Here is a 16,245-nt window from a genome sequence, read left to right on the forward strand (position 1 = left end):
TGTATTATACTTTGAGATCCTATGGATGTTACTTTGTTTTCTATCAGCCTGGCCTGCCTGGTAGTGTTACTACTGATTGTGCTCTTAAAAAAACTACGGCAACCATACCTTATAGCGTACCTGACGGCAGGTACGCTTCTTCGTCCCGTGCTGCATTGCATACTTCCGACAACGCAGCAGATTGAAACGATTGGTGAAGTAGGCCTTTTGCTTCTAATGTTTTTTCTTGGTATGGAGATGCATATCCCCAACCGGCGCAGCCTGCTGATAAAACCATTTATTGCGCAGGTATCCAAAACGTTGCTCGGTATCGGATTTGCATTCCTTATCGGCCGTATCCTGCATTTACCGAATGAACATTGCATTATCTTATCAATGCTCTTCGTCTTCAACAGTACGGCGATTGTCAGCGACTACCTGCGAAGAAATGGCCAGCTAGCCACCAACTTCGGTATAGTTATCCTGAACATGTTGTTGTTGCAGGATGTGTTGCTCGCGCCTACGCTAACCCTCTTACGTTTTCTCAGCTCCAGCCAGGTACAGGTTGTGCCGTTAATAGGTGCGGCTATAGCGTGTGCACTGATATTTGTTTTGCTTAAATCCATACGCGGTGACCGGATTATCCGTATTCCCGGTTTAACGTTTCTGCAAAATGATCATGACTTACAGGTGTTTTTCGGGCTTTCGCTGTGTCTTGGCTTTGGCACATTAGCTGAATTAGCGGGGCTAACCAGCTCTATCGGGAGCTTTATCGCGGGCATTTTAATCGGCCGTTCACCGGCATTACATTGGCTGGAGAAAACGTTGCGGCCATTAAGGGTATTTTTTGTTGCTTTCTTTTTTATGTCTATTGGCCTGCAACTGGACCTCAGCTACATTATGACACATCCAGAATTGACACTAATTGCGGCAAGCCTTATACTCATCAGCAACAGCCTATTGTCGGCGCTGATCTTCCGGGTGTTGCAGTTCAAGTGGGCGGATAGTTTTTACGCTGGTGCATTGCTGGCACATACAGGCGAGTTCGGAATACTTGCCTGTTCGCTTGCGCATAGCCTGGGGCTGATTGACAGTGCTTTTTTTAAAGTTGTAATCGCTACCACCGGTTTGTCGCTATTACTCTCTACAGTATGGATACAATTTCCTCAGCGTCTGGTCACATACATACTTAGGAGCAAACGGAATTGAGACAGCTAACTGGCGCTCCAGGTGAAAACTTCATACCAACAAGTGAGGAATATTAGTTCGTCCTCCTATGCCGGTTTAGTGTAAATTATTTGAAAGGAATGCAATGCAGAAGTAGGTTGAACACACTTATTTATCATTATGCATTCCTATCAATTTTTCGACACACTGGTATTCCGTACACCAGCTTTTAGCTGTGAACGTTGTGGCAATGCGGACTGGATACAGTTGTTGAAGGACGATAAATTTCTAGAAGCAATAGGTCATGCGAGACCGGTTATATTTGATGAACTTAAGAAGATTGATTTCCATCCCGAAAAACTTACAAGCAAGCTAAAAAAAATGTTAGCCGGCACTTCGACTGCATGTGCTATCGACCTATGTTATTCTTAAACTGGGCCTCATATAGATAAAAAGCCGGATATTGAATATCTTATTCCATGATTTAAATCTTCATTAATTGGGCAAACAAATTCTTGAAAAAATATTTTCTCCAACTACAGATAATGAACTTGAGGAAATCTGGAATTTTTAATTCAACCATATCAAAAATCTTTTTATGGAGAAGAAGCAAAAGTGGCGCTTTAAAAAAGATTGCTGGCAAGTTAGCTTTTAATATTATGCTATGTGTTCTTGAGTTTGTCCACGCGCAGGATGGCAATGCAGGCATCAATGAAGCGAATGCGAGGGTGTGCAGCTATTTTGATTCAGGTACCCAATCTCATGTACGCAGTGGGTGCTATTCCAGGGCTAATTGGTGCAGTTAAGGTTTAGAGTGCCAAGAACGCTTGACTACGTGAATAACAGTTAAGCAGTGCTTTGTAAAAGATGGCGGTAGGCCCGCCGAAACCACCTTGCAGGAGGAGGTTTCAAACCAGCGTATGCGGCTTTGGTTAAGAGCCCTGGTCGTGAGCGATACGTGAAAAGTTGGTTACAAAGCCGGCAGGTAACTATGCAGAAGGTGAACGTAGGTGAAGTCACAGGGGCAGACCAGCCTGTAGTAGTAATGAAGCCTTTGTAATGAAGGTGAAGCGAAGAGGCTGGCTTATTCAGCGAGTTAATTTGAACAACTAAGTAATTAGGAGGATTTAATGCAACAAGCAAAGTCATTTGAGATTTCCAGGCACCTGTTGGCCAGTCTTAGCGAGACCGATTCATCCAAAGCACGAATAAGCCGTTTCGATGTAGTATCAAAACCGTTCGACAGTGCAGTCTTTTCGATAGATCTATATATACCACAAAACCGCGGATAGTAAAAATAGAAGGCGATTTATTGCATCTGAGCACAGCTGCTCCAATTATATCAGCCGGTAAATTGGTTAATTCCTTTTAACATCGAAACGCGCAGGAGAATAATAAAACCAGGCCTATAAATACATAAGGAATAAAGAAAATGGCAAAGGATCCTATAATTTCGAAATCATAGGAATATCATTTGAAAAAGGCATACTTACAACTTTAACTTACGGCAAAACTGTCTAACATGCTGCAAAGGCCAATTCAAGTTTTTTACTGATGATCTTAAAGTAGAAAATACTTTCGATTTGAAAGAAACAATAATTCATCCATCATAGAAACACGCCAATAGTTTTGGCTGCCGAAAAAACACTTACTTCTGCAAATCTCGCATAAATTTGCAGGATGTCAGAAATAAGGAAAGGAAGTCATAATGTGAGCCAATTGAATGTTCATTTGGTTTGAAGCACAAAATACCATTCCACGATAGTACAGTTACATTGTCGGGGCCTGATTGGACAAGTATGTGACATTCTGGATGTCAAGATTATCAAGAGAGTGGTGAGTAAAGATCATATCCATTTGCTCGTTAGCTATGGCAAAGAATTATCAGTAAGTGATTTGGTTAAGCGTTTGAAGGGAAGAAGTACCCGGCTATTATTGGAAGAGTTTTCAGAATTGAGACGCTGATATTATGGAGGTCATTTTTGGGAACAGGTTATGGCGCATGGAGTTGCGGAAAACATAGCAGGCAAAAAAAATAAAATGAAAAAGGATTACATCATTCCTCCGCAAGCTCGAATTGGTCATGTTCATTTAAAAGTAGCAGACCTTGAACGGGCACTTGAATTTTACCGAGACCTATTAGGCTTTGAAGTAACCACAATGTATGGTAGCCAGGCGGCATTCATATCTGCAGGATCCTACCATCATCATATCGGCTTGAATACCTGGTACAGCAAAGGATATCCAGCAGCACCAAAAAACGGTGTTGGGTTGTTTCATACAGCCATTCTTTATCCTACAAGAAGAGATCTGGCAATAATTTACGCCAGGTTACGGAAAGCATACTATCCATTAACCGGTGCCAGCGATCACGGCGTGTCGGAGGCAGTATACATGGACGATCCCGACGGAAATGGCGTAGAATTATATTGGGACAGGCCTAGGGAACTTTGGCCCAAAAAGAGTGACGGATCATTAGATATGTTTACAAGAGCACTTGACTTGGATGATTTAATGAAAGAAATAGACGGGTAATTATCAGCTAATTTTTTAATGATTTTCAAACATCATCGCGGATTTTTTTGCACAACTAACTTTCTTCCGGTGAGCCATCGGCCTTTATCAAAATTGACTACCGCGCATCATACGAATTAAGGCAGCTCGGTAATATCTGAAAGATTGTAGTTTACTGACTGAGCATATCAAATAAGCTTTTCTGTTACTGCACCTTATAGGTTAATTTTTAGGTAAGGGTTTTATCAGGATAATTTTACAAGCGAATGTGGTCGTAGGCAATTTGTTTATTTTATTCCTGTCCTGGCTATTTGTTTTTTTTGGTGTTTGCTGCACTAACAAGGTAATTTATAGTCATTGACGCCATTGCCCTAATTCCTGTTATGAGCGCGGTTTCATCTACAAAAAAATGTGGATTATGATTGGGCGCCGCGGTTGCGGGATCCTGGTCTTTAGGTGTGATGCCTAAAAAAATGAATAAACCCGGAATCTCCTTCGCATAAAAAGAAAAGTCTTCCGAAGCACCCTGCAATGGAGATTCAGATACATTGTTACTGACTCGTTTCAAAACAGGTGACATCTGATCAGCAAGCTTGCTGTCATTAATGGTAGCGGGATAATTAGGAGTGATCGTGATTTTTGCTATGCCGCCCTGACTTTCTGCGATTTTTTCTGCCGTTAATGTAACATCTGAATCTAATTTATTTTGAAAATCTTTATCATAGGAACGAATCGTACCCGACATAAAAACAGAATCAGGTATAACATTAGGGTTTGACCCTGCTTGTAAGGTGGCTACCGTAACCACAGCAGGCGATTTTGTAAGGTCTGCTTTTCGACTTACAGTTGTTTGCAATCCTGAGACAATTAATGCGGCAGTCGGAACTGGATCAATTGTACTCCATGGCATACCACCGTGGCCTCCTCTGCCGCTTACCTTCAACGTAAAGTTTTCGCTGCCGGCCGTGGTAGCGCCGCTTTTAAAAAAGATAGCTCCGGAAGGTCCCACCATCACATGCAATGCGAAAACCGCCTCAGGCTTAACTTTTTTAAACCACCCTTCTTTTAATATCAGTTGTGCTCCCCAAATGTCTCCTGTCGTCGGATCAACAATGCTGGAACCTTCTTCCGCAGGCTGAAAGATAAACATAATTGTTCCCGGAATATCCTGTTTCATACCTGAAAGCACTTCAGCTGCTGCCATAAGCATGGCGGTATGTGTATCATGTCCACAGGCATGCATAACATTCACCTGCTGACCTCTCATAGTGCCCATGGCTTTAGAGGCAAACGACAAGCCTTCAGGTTCCTTAACGGGAAGCGCATCCATATCTGCCCTGAGGGCTATTGTTGCCCCAGGTTTTCCCCCCTTTAAAATGCCGATAACGCCGGTGCGTGCAACACCGGTGGTTACTTCCATGCCGAGGTGGTTTAATTGGTCTGCCACTATTTTTGAAGTGCGCATCTCTGCATCGCCTAATTCCGGATGCTGATGAATGTCTTCGCGCCAGCCAATCATTTTTTTCTCAATTTCCGCAGCTCGTATTCGTATTTGAGATTCCAGGCTGGCAATGGTCACAGAATCGTTATTCTGGGCATAAGCTTTGTTTGATAAAACAAACAACACGCTTATTAACAGAACACTATTAATAATTATAGGTTTTATTTTAGCTTTAGTTACGTAGGTCGTTTCCATATAAAAACATTATTATAGAAGTAATTTGTGTTCATCGAGCAATAGAAAGATATATTTTTTCCAACATGAATAATGCCAGCTTCAATAAGTAGCGATGAGCTTTCAATAAATGGTTCAGCACGATGGAAAACATTCTATTGATCTTTTAAGCAACTATGCGAATATTGACTTTTCATTCCATCAAGATCGCTCGTTATAAACCTATTGGCGGAACCGCAAAATGCAAAGCATTCTATATTCAAACGTATTGTAGTTATGTAATATAGTTGTTACAAAATGAACCAGAACATCCTTCCTTGGTTATCGGATTATACCCTTGATCTTTCAGCAACTTAAGCTCGTTTGTTATAAGCTGAACTGTAGCATCATGTCTTTCGCTAGGCGTTTTTAAATCGATTCATTACGTTGACCAGGACTAGTTGGCCGTACTTATATTTGGAGTCACTGCGGAAAATGGGATCGTAAAAATAATACTGGATGTACCAGGTGTCTTTTAACGCTGAAGGTTTACAGGTTTTCCAATCCTTAGGATTTACTGATAATTCGCTGCAGCTGCAGCCGTTCGATAGAGAAATCATTCGCTTATTAACGTTTTTATTAACGATTCAATAAGCTACAGTGTAAGATAAGAGTTGATAAAAAGGCAAAACCCTTGTACTACAAGCGCTTTGCTTTGCTCCCGAAGCTGGACTTGAACCAGCGACCCTCTGATTAACAGTTAGATTCCTGGAGGCTTCTTGTCCATGGTTAATGTAGTAGGAAATTAAAACGAATGAAGCAGGTTCAATTCGTTGCATCATCTATTTTCATTCATTGTTTGTGATAGAGTTCGGTCCTTATTGTTTATCGAAAGTTCTCGCTCCAACACCATCATATCATTGCTCACCTTATTCTCGAGCACCTTTGCATAAATCTGTGTGGTAGTAATCTTTGTGTGCCCTAACATATTGCTGACGGTTTCGATGGGAACACCATTGCTCAATGTTATTGTAGTTGCGAATGTATGCCGGGCCATATGAAAGGTCAGATTCTTTTTTATATCACACATATCCGCAATCTCCTTTAAATAGGCATTAGTTTTTATGTTAGTAATTAGCGGTAAAAGCTTGTTTGTATAATTGTCATTTGCGGTGTAGTACTTTTCTATGATTTTTAAAGCAGCCGGAAGTAGCGGTATATTTGATTTTGTGTCCGTTTTCTGCCTGAAAGTATAAATCCATTTTTTGCCGTCTATACCGGTTACAAGATTGTCCTGGGTTAGTTTTTCAATATCTACGAATGCTAGACCGGTATAACAAGAAAAAATAAAAACGTCTCTCACTCTTTCTAGCCGCTCAAACTGAAACTCCTTTCTTTCAATTCTTTCCAATTCCTCCTTTGTCAGAAATGTGCGATGAGTTCTTTCTTGTTTGCGGTGAAAATTAATGAAGGGATCGGTATCGATCCATCCTTTGTTAACGGCCATCATTACAACCTTTTTTAGTCTCTGGATATGCTTGAGAATAGCATTAGTCTTACATTGCCATTCCCGCCTGGCGAATATTTCAAATTCGGTGACGAATCTGTGATCTAGTTCTTTAAAAGTTATGTCAGGAGCATTATAACTGACTTTTATAAAGTCCTTCAAATGCCTTTCTGTTACTTGCCAATTTTTTATTGTTCCTGAAGAATAGCCATGTCCTTCGCTAGTTTTCATGTCATGAACATGCTCCGCAATCGACGCTAACAGCATTCTTTGTTTATGATCGAAACCTGTAATTTCATTTTTAATTATTTCTGCTGTAACAATCTTACCATGCAATAAATACTGATTATAAATATCCTGTGCCCTGTGTTCAAGGTTGCCGATCATTAGGTTTAAGCGTTTGGATGTCTCATGCGTTCCATTAACCCTCCCTTTGGCAGCGTTCCATTTTTGTTGGTCAACTGTAATTTTTGTGGCAAACTCTGATCTTTTGCCATCAACTGTAATACGGAGGTAAACCGGAAACTCGTTTTCTTTAGTTTTTCTATGTTTTCGGATAAAGCTGGTAATTGAAAAACTGTGTCTTCGTTCCATAGTATTTTTTTGTTGGTTAAAAAATGCCATGAACTCGCTGGTGAAAACAATCCTAAAAAGTTGGCTTAAAATCAAACTTTCACTAAAAAATGAAAGTTTGTAACGCTTGCTGGACAAGGCTTTTGGAAATTCTGGTGAACAAAATTGTCCGGTTTTTTTTGTTCACCGATTTGTTCACCAGAATTTTGAAATTATTTCAACTATTTTGATATAGCTGAAAACAAAAAAGCCAGCAAAATCAATACTTTGCTGGCTTTTAGCGGAATTTGATATCCTTTTTGGTGACCTCGTCAGGATTCAAACCTGAAACCTTCTGATCCGTAGTCAGATGCTCTATTCAGTTGAGCTACGAGGCCGTTTTGGGTTCCCTTTTTCGTTGTTGGGAGCGCAAAAATAAGAGAAAAGTTTGTACTGCCAAAAATATTTATAAAATCTTCATTATTTTATTTCAAGAATACCAAACTGCTGTTCCAAAGTTAATGAGTTTTGTAACAGTACATCAAGCAGTTCTGCACCATACAATCCATACAGACCTGCAATGTTTTCACGTCTTTCCTGTAAGCTGTCTGATGGAAATAAAACAGCTTTTATCTTGCGAATCCTTTCAAGTTCCATACTGAATTTTCTTTTTTCCGCACGGATCATTTTCTTCTCCAGTTCTTCCAAACGTTGAAGCGCCCTGGTCTTTAATGCCATTACATGGTCGTGTAATGTGCTATCAACAAGCGCAGCTCTTTCTGTTATCGTTTTATACAATTCATCAATCTTGTCAAGCTCGCCGTTTAGCCTAACGGTGTTGGCACTATGCAGGGCCACTACCATATTCATTAAGTCATGCTCTGGCTTGAAAAGATCGTCCAGTTTCAGTTGTAGTTGTTTGGTTTTTTCCGCCCATTCTTCTTCTACGACAAGGAAAGAATTTCTTAATACAAGAACAGGGTAGGGGACATTTACTGCAGCAAACACATTCTTTAACTCCAGCCAATATGCAAGCTCGCCGCCGCCACCAATAAATGCAACGCCCGGCAGAATAGTTTCTTGTAACGCGCCTCTTAAAATAACATTGGGGCTAAATCTTTCAGGGTGCTCGTCAAGTTCTTTTAATATTGTTTCCGCTGTAAAATGAAGTCCAAGATTGTTTACTACATATGTATCATTTATCTTCTCAATCCGTTCGCGCTTGTCATCTATCAGATAGAAAAGATTGAGCTCGCGTCCACCTGCCTGAACCTTGTAATGTTGGTCTAATTGTTCCGCTGTATCTGAGACTATCTTATAAGAGAATTGTTCTTGTAGTTCTTTTTGTATCACCGGCTTGTATAAAGCTTTTAATGCAGGATTGTCCGGTATCACCACTATTAGTCCATACTTTCCAAACAATGCATTTGTAACCGCCAGTGTAGCTTCCTGTATTGTTGAGCCTTGCTTATAAGCCTGCCTGAAGATCTCCGTCAGTTCCTTTCCGTAAGGCAACACAGCTATCTGCGATTCTATTCCATCTATCAGTGATAAAAACGCTTTGTCAACCTTCATTCTGCCGACAGCGCCGGTTTGTTTGGTTTGCCATACATACGGTTTGTCATTTATGTAGGTCTGGCCGAGTTCATCAAGGTCGGCATCTTCACTGCCCATATAATACACCGGTACAAAATTGTAATCGGGTAGTTGTTGGGAAAGTTTGTCCGCCAGTTGAATGGCATGCAGTATTTTATAAATGAAGTAGAGCGGACCTGTAAAAATATTCGGCTGATGCGCTGTGGTTATTACAAATGTGTGTGGCTGCAATAACAGATCCAGGTTGGCCGCAACCTTATGATGATGAGTCAGGTGCTCATATTGCGTGCGCAACGCATTAACCAATGCAGGCCGGTTGTAATTCACATGTTGCCTGTCAGCAAGCGCCGCTTTTATGCCATCAATATCAGGAGTGTACTGATAAAATGGCTTTAGTTGTTGATGGCCTGCTAAGTAATCTGTAACTATCCTGGAAAAAAAGCCTGTCTGTTCGTACGAAGTATAAGTACAATTTGTTTCCATGAACACAATTGAGTGTACGAAATAAGTATAATTCGCACATAAAAAGCAACCGTTCGTACAAATCTTACTTATTTCGAAAAGTAATTCGATGTTTTTAACTTCTATGCAACCACTTCACCTTCAATGTCGTAATCGTAAGCTTTTGTAATCTTCACGTTCACAAAATCACCGATCGGCAGTTTCTTTTCGGAATGAATTACGACTTCGTTATCGACTTCAACACTGTCAAATTCGGTGCGACCCAAATAACGTCCCGCTTCTTTCTTATCGATGATCACTTTATAGGTATGACCGATTCTTTCCTGGTTTTTTTCGTAGCTTATTTCCTGCTGCACTTCCATGATCTCCTGCGCCCTTGCCTGCTTTTCATCAGCCGGAATATCATCCGCAAGATCATAGGCTGTCGTGCCTTCTTCATGGCTGTAAGTAAAAATACCCACTCTGTCAAAGCGCTGTTTCTGAAGAAAATCCTTTACTTCTTCTACATCATCCTGTGTTTCTCCGGGGAAGCCGCTGATCAAAGTAGTTCTCAGGCAAATGCCCGGAACTCTTTCCCGGATGGCACTGATTGTATCTTCCATTTCAGCCCTTGTGCTTTGACGACGCATCGCTTTCAGCATGTTATCGCTTGCATGTTGCAGCGGCATGTCGAGGTAGTTGCAGACATTATCGCGATCGCGCATTACATCCACTACTTCAAGCGGAAATTTATTGGGGTAGGCATAATGCAGCCTGATCCATTCCAGCCCTTTCACATCGGCAAGTCTGTTCACAAGATCTGCCAGCATTCTTTTTTTATAGAGATCCAGACCATAGTAAGTAAGTTCCTGAGCAATCAGCATTACTTCTTTAACGCCTTTCTGCACCAGTCCTTCGGCTTCTTTCACCAGCTCTTCCATGGATTTGCTCACATGTTGCCCCCTCATCAGCGGAATAGCACAAAAGGAACAGGTTCTGTTGCAACCCTCGCTTATTTTCATATAAGCGTAGTGTTTAGGCGTCGCCAGCAGGCGTTCACCCAACAGTTCAGTTTTATAGTCAGCGTCAAATTGTTTTAACATTAAAGGAAGGTCGAATGTGCCAAACCATGCGTCAACTTCCGGAATCTCGGCTTCCAGATCACCGCGATAACGTTCGCTAAGGCAACCTGTAACATACACTTTGTCCAGTCTGCCCTTTTTCTTCAGGTTCACCTGGTCCAAAATAGTATTAATGCTTTCCTCCTTGGCTTTATCAATAAAGCCACAAGTATTCACCACTACAATGTTATGATCAAGTTTGCCACTTTCATGCACCACATCAATTTCATTGGCTTTCAGTTGGCCGCTAAGCACCTCGCTGTCAACAAGATTTTTGCTGCACCCCAATGTAATGATGTTTACCTTGTCCTTCTTTAGTGTTCTTACTTTCATAATAGGGCGCAAAGGTAGCTATAATATCTCAGAAGTAACAGGTCCCGAGGCATCTAAACATTCCTTTATCAACATTGTTATTGTACTGAAAAATCTTTGCCGCGTACTGCATTTATGACGCACACTGGTAGCATAATGTGTCTGAAAATCATTTTTACAACTGATGTAAGTCATTTTTAACCGGAATTGCTGCGGCTACTTTTACAGCATGATTGGTGCTCATAGAAGTGTTGAAAATGTGAGACTTCCTGTATAAATTGTTCTGTTCCAAATCTGTATAAAAGCATCGAAAGATGAATTAGTTCCGCATCCCGTTCGTTCGAAGGATTGATGATCAAAGCATTTGCGGAGACTCAACGGTACCTTATCAGCCTTGGGCCATTCTAACGATACTGCCATCTGAAATATTAATTAACAAGATAATCAATTAAGAAATGGATTGGTTTTCAAGCTTATGGACGCAGGACTCAGTAGCCCATTCTGTTTTACTGTATGGTGTTACAATCGCTGTGGGAGTTTTACTTGGGCGGATTAAGGTATTGGGTGTTTCGCTGGGCGTTACATGGGTATTGTTTACAGGGTTGGCACTGTCTCATTTCGGATTTCTTCTTAACAAAGATGTAGAGCATTTTGCCAAAGAATTTGGCTTAATACTTTTTGTGTACACTATTGGATTACAGGTTGGCCCGGGTTTTTTCTCCTCCCTTAAAAAACAGGGCCTTGCATTAAACATGCTTGCATTAATAATTGTGCTTACAGGCGCACTGGTAACAATAGCACTCATTTTTTTAACCAATACTCCTGTGCATGTGATGGCGGGTATCATGTCGGGTGCCGTTACAAATACGCCGGGGCTGGGTGCCGCGCAACAAGCGTTGTTTGATGTAAATACGGTTAACGCCGAAAGACTGTCTCAATTGAATCTTGGCTATGCGGTAGCTTATCCTTTTGGTGTGATTGGGATTATATTGGTAATGATCTTATTGCAGAAGATATTTAGAGTAAATATTCAAAAAGAAAATGAACGCTATCAGCAAACCTTACTGAAAAGCATCAATCGTCCGGAACGGGTAAACCTCGTTGTGCAAAACGCTCAGCTGTTCGGAAGGCCGCTGGGAAGTCTGAGTAATATCATAAATGCCAGTTTTGTAGTATCCCGCATTCAGCATGCCGGCATAGTACAGGCTCCAACAGATACAATTTTGTTGCAAAGTAATGATGTGCTGCTGATTGTTACACAAAAAGAAGACCTTGAAAAATTGAAATTATTTATAGGTAACGAAAGTGAAACAGACCTCGCGGCAGGTGGAAGTAACCTTATCTCCAGGCGGGTAGTAGTGACGAAAACTGCTGCTACAAGGAAGCCGCTGAAGAATCTGCTTGTGCCGGCTGGTTTTAATGTTACCAGGATCAGCAGAGCGGGGATTGAATTTGTAGCCACGCAAAGTACGCAGTTGCAGATTGGAGACGAAGTAACAGTTGTGGGAGAAGAGGCGGCTGTAATGAATTGCGCTAAAATTTTAGGCAACTCACTCAAACGCCTTGATCATCCGCAGCTTGCGCCGGTTTTTACAGGTGTTGTACTCGGTGTTATTTTAGGAAGTATTCCCTTGATGATTCCAGGTGTACCCGCACCGGTAAAGATCGGACTGGCTGGTGGTCCGCTCATTATTGCGCTGGTAGTAAGCCGCTTTGGCTCTAAATTTTGGCTCGGTACATACATGACGCAAAGTGCCAACCTGATGTTGCGTGAGATTGGCATTGTATTGTTTTTGGCGAGCGTCGGGCTTTCCAGCGGACATCATTTCATTGAGATTTTAAGTAATGGCGACGGACTAAAGTGGATGTTGTACGGCATCATCATAACCCTGGTTCCTTTACTCCTGACAGGACTGGTTGCCACGGCTGTTTTAAAGAAAAGCTATTTCGAAGTATGCGGGCTTTTATCCGGCGCGTCTACGGATCCGCCTGCACTGGCCTTTGCAACACAAACAACGGGCTCAGATGCGCCAGCGGTTACTTACGCAACTGTTTATCCCATTACCATGATTGCCCGTATACTGGTTGCCCAGCTGCTGGTACTGATACTGGCGGGGTAGACGACGACAATTCAATTCATTGTTTTATTCAATAAAAAAAGAATCATGACAACCCAATTGCTATCAAAAATTCAACATGAGGAGCTAAAAAGCTGGATCTTAAAACAGGCTGAACAAATGCAGCCTGATGAAATCTATGTTTGTGACGGCTCAACAAAAGAATATGACACCTTATGTAAAAAACTGGTTGACAAGGGCACGTTCATTAAACTGGATGAAAAGAAATGGCCCAATAGTTACGCATGCTTTTCTGACCCAAGTGATGTGGCACGGGTAGAAGATAAAACATACATCTGCTCAAGAACGAAAGGAAATGCCGGCCCCACCAATAACTGGATGGAACCAAAAGAAATGAAAAAGATCCTTGCCGGACTTTTGAAAGGATGCATGAAAGGCCGTACCATGTATGTGATACCCTTCTGTATGGGGCCAATCGGCTCACCCATTGCTAAAATAGGCGTGCAGATAACCGACTCTGAATATGTGGTTACCAACATGCACATCATGACACGCGTGGGGACTAAAGTGCTTGATCAGTTAGGTGCAAACGGTGAATACATTAAGTGTCTGCATACTGTTGGCGCGCCATTGGCAGAAGGTCAGGCAGACGCTAAATGGCCTTGTAATCCAACAGTAAAATACATTGTGCACTTCCCAGAGGAAAGAGGCATTGTTTCTTATGGTTCAGGCTACGGTGGTAATGCATTGCTGGGTAAAAAATGCCTGGCCCTGCGTATTGCATCTGTAATGGGTAAGGAAGAAGGCTGGCTGGCTGAGCACATGCTGATCCTGGGCGTTGAAAATCCGAATAAAGAAAAAACATATATCGCCGCAGCGTTCCCCAGCGCTTGTGGCAAGACCAACTTTGCTATGCTGATTCCGCCCAAAGAAATGGAAGGCTGGAAAGTAACTACCGTTGGTGATGATATTGCCTGGATTAAACCTGGTAAAGATGGCAAGCTCTACGCGATCAACCCTGAATACGGCTATTTTGGCGTTGCACCCGGAACCAATACGAAGACGAACCCGAACGCAATGGCCGCATTGAGCAAAAATGCCATCTTTACCAATGTTGGTGTTACACCTGACGGCGATATTTGGTGGGAGGGTTTGACTGATAAAGCGCCCGACAATATCACCAACTGGCAAGGTGTAAAACATGATCCGGCTTCCGGAAAACCTGTTGCACATCCTAATGCGAGATTTACTGCCCCTGCATCCCAATGTCCTTCAATAGATCCCTGCTGGGAAAACCCGAACGGCGTTCCTGTAGCTGCATTTGTATTTGGCGGCCGTCGTGCAACAACTGTTCCATTGGTTTACCAGGCGTTTAACTGGAACTTTGGTGTGTACCTGGCTTCAACAGTCGGCTCTGAAATGACAGCCGCTGCTTTTGGAGAAATAGGTAAAGTTCGCCGCGACCCGTTTGCCATGCTGCCTTTCTGTGGTTATCATATGGCCGAATATTTCAATCATTGGCTGGAATTTGGCCGCAGCCTGCCCAATGCACCACGTATTTTCTGCGTAAACTGGTTCAGGAAAGATGAAAACGGTAAGTTCCTGTGGCCGGGCTTTAGCGACAACATGCGTCCGTTAAAATGGATCGTTGAACGCGTAACCGGTAAAACCAGCGCTGTGGAAAGTCCGGTAGGCTGGATGCCTCGTTACGAAGACATGGACTGGACAGGATTAGACTTCAGCCGCCACGATTTTGAATTGATCATGGAAGTTGACAGGGAAGCGTGGAAACAGGAAGTGCTGATGCACGAAGAGCTGTTCCAACGCATGTATGACAAATTGCCGAAAGAATTCATCTTTATGCGTGAGTTGTTATTATCTGCATTGTGGCGTTCTCCGGAACATTGGGGATTACAGCCTGAGCAATAGTTTTAGCTTGATTCATACATGGTTTTGTCAAAAACGGGTTTCAGCATTAAACAATTCTGACCCGTTTTTTGTTTTTGTTTATTTGCGTGAAACGTAGATACTGTGCGGGTTTTGGAGATGTGATAATGGTTGATTGTCAAACGTTTGAATACTTTTTTCCATTATTATTTGCTACAGTAGTTGTTTTTCCTTTATTTTGCGCCTCACAAAACGGACCGGTAGCTCAGCTGGATAGAGCAACTGCCTTCTAAGCAGTAGGTCATTGGTTCGAATCCAATCCGGTTCACTTCGTTTTGTAAGATTCCGTAGCTCAGTTGGTAGAGCATCCCGATTTTTAATCGGGAGGGCACTAGGTTCGAGCAACGATGTTTGAAATAAAATAGTGATGATTCCGTAGCTCAGTTGGTAGAGCATCCCGATCTTTAATCGGGAGGGCACTGGATTCGAGATACGATGTTTGAAATAAAATAGTGATGATTCCGTAGCTCAGTTGGTAGAGCAATACACTTTTAATGTATGGGCCCTGGGTTCGAGTCCCAGCGGGATCACAGAAAAACGCCTTCTTTTCGAATAGAATTGAAGGCGTTTTTATTGGAAGAAGGATCTGCTAGCTCAGTTGGTAGAGCATCCCGATTTAATCGGGAGGGCCCTGGGTTCGAGTCCCAGCGGGATCAAATTAACCACCTCAAAAAACGTTATCTTATGCCCTACACCTACATACTCTACTCCGAAAAAATCGATAAGTATTATATTGGTGCATGCACAGATATGCAGCGTCGACTTTACGAACATAACATCGGACATTCCAAATTTACAAAAACAGGGATGCCATGGACGATTGTCTACACCGAAGAGTTCGATACATTGTTACAAGCAAAGCAACGAGAATTACAAATTAAAAAGATGAAGTCAAGAAAATATATCGAAGGATTGATCTCAGTCAGGTAGAGCATCCCGATCTTAATCGGGAGGGCCCTGGGTTCGAGTCCCAGCGGGATCAAATTAACCACCTCAAAAAACGTTATCTTATGCCCTACACCTACATACTCTACTCCGAAAAAATCGATAAGTATTATATTGGTGCATGCACAGATATGCAGCGTCGACTTTACGAACATAACATCGGACATTCCAAATTTACAAAAACAGGGATGCCATGGACGATTGTCTACACCGAAGAGTTCGATACATTGTTACAAGCAAAGCAACGAGAATTACAAATTAAAAAGATGAAGTCAAGAAAATATATCGAAGGATTGATCTCAGTCAGGTAGAGCATCCCGATCTTAATCGGGAGGGCCCTGGGTTCGAGTCCCAGCGGGATCACAGAAAAACGCCTTCTTTTCGAATAGAATTGAAGGCGTTTTTATTGGAAGAAGGATCTGCTAGCTCAGT

11 protein-coding genes and 5 tRNA genes are annotated in these 16,245 nt (G+C 42.1%); 11 read left to right on the forward strand and 5 right to left on the reverse strand.

Going from position 1 to position 16,245, the window contains the following annotated elements; translation table 11 throughout:
* The first annotated feature begins 21 nt into the window (after positions 1-21).
* The 3 genes from QTN47_RS18860 (at position 22) to QTN47_RS18870 (ending at position 3,681) form a co-directional block, all read left to right on the forward strand.
* A complete protein-coding gene (locus QTN47_RS18860) occupies positions 22-1,188 on the forward strand; it encodes a cation:proton antiporter domain-containing protein (protein WP_369330968.1) in 1,167 nt (388 codons plus the stop codon).
* Positions 1,189-2,907: 1,719 nt separating this feature from the next.
* Positions 2,908-3,111: a transposase gene (locus QTN47_RS18865; RefSeq protein ID WP_369331080.1), complete on the forward strand. Its 204-nt coding sequence runs from the start codon at positions 2,908-2,910 to the stop codon at positions 3,109-3,111.
* Positions 3,112-3,186: 75 nt separating this feature from the next.
* The gene (locus QTN47_RS18870; protein WP_369330969.1) at positions 3,187-3,681 is read left to right on the forward strand and encodes a VOC family protein; all 495 of its coding nucleotides are present in this window, start codon (positions 3,187-3,189) and stop codon (positions 3,679-3,681) included.
* Between the two features lie 286 nt (positions 3,682-3,967).
* Here QTN47_RS18870 and QTN47_RS18875 read toward each other — a convergent pair whose 3' ends face one another.
* From QTN47_RS18875 to rimO, 5 genes are all read right to left on the reverse strand, one after another.
* The gene (locus QTN47_RS18875) at positions 3,968-5,356 is read right to left on the reverse strand and encodes an amidohydrolase (protein ID WP_369330970.1); all 1,389 of its coding nucleotides are present in this window, start codon (positions 5,354-5,356) and stop codon (positions 3,968-3,970) included.
* A gap of 796 nt (positions 5,357-6,152) precedes the next feature.
* Entirely contained in the window at positions 6,153-7,445 is a 1,293-nt protein-coding gene (locus QTN47_RS18880; RefSeq protein ID WP_369330971.1) for a site-specific integrase, read from the reverse strand.
* A 249-nt stretch (positions 7,446-7,694) separates the two neighbouring features.
* Positions 7,695-7,771, reverse strand: a tRNA-Arg gene (locus QTN47_RS18885).
* A gap of 82 nt (positions 7,772-7,853) precedes the next feature.
* A complete protein-coding gene (gene bshC / locus QTN47_RS18890; protein WP_369330972.1) occupies positions 7,854-9,452 on the reverse strand; it encodes a bacillithiol biosynthesis cysteine-adding enzyme BshC in 1,599 nt (532 codons plus the stop codon).
* Between the two features lie 101 nt (positions 9,453-9,553).
* Entirely contained in the window at positions 9,554-10,864 is a 1,311-nt protein-coding gene (gene rimO, locus QTN47_RS18895) for a 30S ribosomal protein S12 methylthiotransferase RimO (protein ID WP_369330973.1), read from the reverse strand.
* Between the two features lie 434 nt (positions 10,865-11,298).
* Here rimO and QTN47_RS18900 point away from each other — a divergent pair, with 434 nt between their 5' ends.
* From QTN47_RS18900 to QTN47_RS18935, 8 genes are all read left to right on the forward strand, one after another.
* On the forward strand, positions 11,299-12,963 hold the full coding sequence (locus tag QTN47_RS18900; RefSeq protein WP_369330974.1) for a putative transporter: 1,665 nt from the start codon (positions 11,299-11,301) through the stop codon (positions 12,961-12,963).
* A gap of 45 nt (positions 12,964-13,008) precedes the next feature.
* Positions 13,009-14,850 carry a phosphoenolpyruvate carboxykinase (GTP) gene (locus tag QTN47_RS18905; protein ID WP_369330975.1) on the forward strand — a complete coding sequence of 614 codons (1,842 nt, stop codon included), beginning with the start codon at positions 13,009-13,011 and terminating at the stop codon, positions 14,848-14,850.
* A 212-nt stretch (positions 14,851-15,062) separates the two neighbouring features.
* Positions 15,063-15,136 (forward strand) — tRNA-Arg (locus tag QTN47_RS18910).
* 189 nt (positions 15,137-15,325) lie between these two features.
* A tRNA-Lys gene (locus QTN47_RS18915) sits at positions 15,326-15,398 on the forward strand.
* A gap of 154 nt (positions 15,399-15,552) precedes the next feature.
* Positions 15,553-15,798, forward strand: coding sequence for a GIY-YIG nuclease family protein (locus QTN47_RS18920; RefSeq protein WP_369330976.1), 246 nt, complete (start codon positions 15,553-15,555; stop codon positions 15,796-15,798).
* A tRNA-Lys gene (locus QTN47_RS18925) sits at positions 15,779-15,850 on the forward strand. Before QTN47_RS18920 ends, QTN47_RS18925 begins: the two co-directional genes overlap by 20 nt.
* Before the next feature lie 28 nt (positions 15,851-15,878).
* Positions 15,879-16,124 carry a GIY-YIG nuclease family protein gene (locus QTN47_RS18930; protein WP_369330976.1) on the forward strand — a complete coding sequence of 82 codons (246 nt, stop codon included), beginning with the start codon at positions 15,879-15,881 and terminating at the stop codon, positions 16,122-16,124.
* Positions 16,105-16,176 (forward strand) — tRNA-Lys (locus QTN47_RS18935). Before QTN47_RS18930 ends, QTN47_RS18935 begins: the two co-directional genes overlap by 20 nt.
* Positions 16,177-16,245: the final 69 nt, after the last annotated feature.

Source organism: Danxiaibacter flavus, assembly GCF_041060425.1.
Lineage (GTDB): Bacteria > Bacteroidota > Bacteroidia > Chitinophagales > Chitinophagaceae > Danxiaibacter > Danxiaibacter flavus.

What these genes read in the sequence shown, in the direction of transcription:
- QTN47_RS18860 (WP_369330968.1), top strand. Translation starts at nt 22, where the DNA reads ATGGATGTTACTTTGTTTTCTATCAGCCTGGCCTGCCTGGTAGTGTTA.
- QTN47_RS18870 (WP_369330969.1), top strand. Translation starts at nt 3,187, where the DNA reads ATGAAAAAGGATTACATCATTCCTCCGCAAGCTCGAATTGGTCATGTT.
- QTN47_RS18875 (WP_369330970.1), bottom strand. Translation starts at nt 5,356, where the DNA reads ATGGAAACGACCTACGTAACTAAAGCTAAAATAAAACCTATAATTATT.
- QTN47_RS18880 (WP_369330971.1), bottom strand. Translation starts at nt 7,445, where the DNA reads ATGGCATTTTTTAACCAACAAAAAAATACTATGGAACGAAGACACAGT.
- bshC (WP_369330972.1), bottom strand. Translation starts at nt 9,452, where the DNA reads ATGGAAACAAATTGTACTTATACTTCGTACGAACAGACAGGCTTTTTT.
- rimO (WP_369330973.1), bottom strand. Translation starts at nt 10,864, where the DNA reads ATGAAAGTAAGAACACTAAAGAAGGACAAGGTAAACATCATTACATTG.
- QTN47_RS18900 (WP_369330974.1), top strand. Translation starts at nt 11,299, where the DNA reads ATGGATTGGTTTTCAAGCTTATGGACGCAGGACTCAGTAGCCCATTCT.
- QTN47_RS18905 (WP_369330975.1), top strand. Translation starts at nt 13,009, where the DNA reads ATGACAACCCAATTGCTATCAAAAATTCAACATGAGGAGCTAAAAAGC.
- QTN47_RS18920 (WP_369330976.1), top strand. Translation starts at nt 15,553, where the DNA reads ATGCCCTACACCTACATACTCTACTCCGAAAAAATCGATAAGTATTAT.
- QTN47_RS18930 (WP_369330976.1), top strand. Translation starts at nt 15,879, where the DNA reads ATGCCCTACACCTACATACTCTACTCCGAAAAAATCGATAAGTATTAT.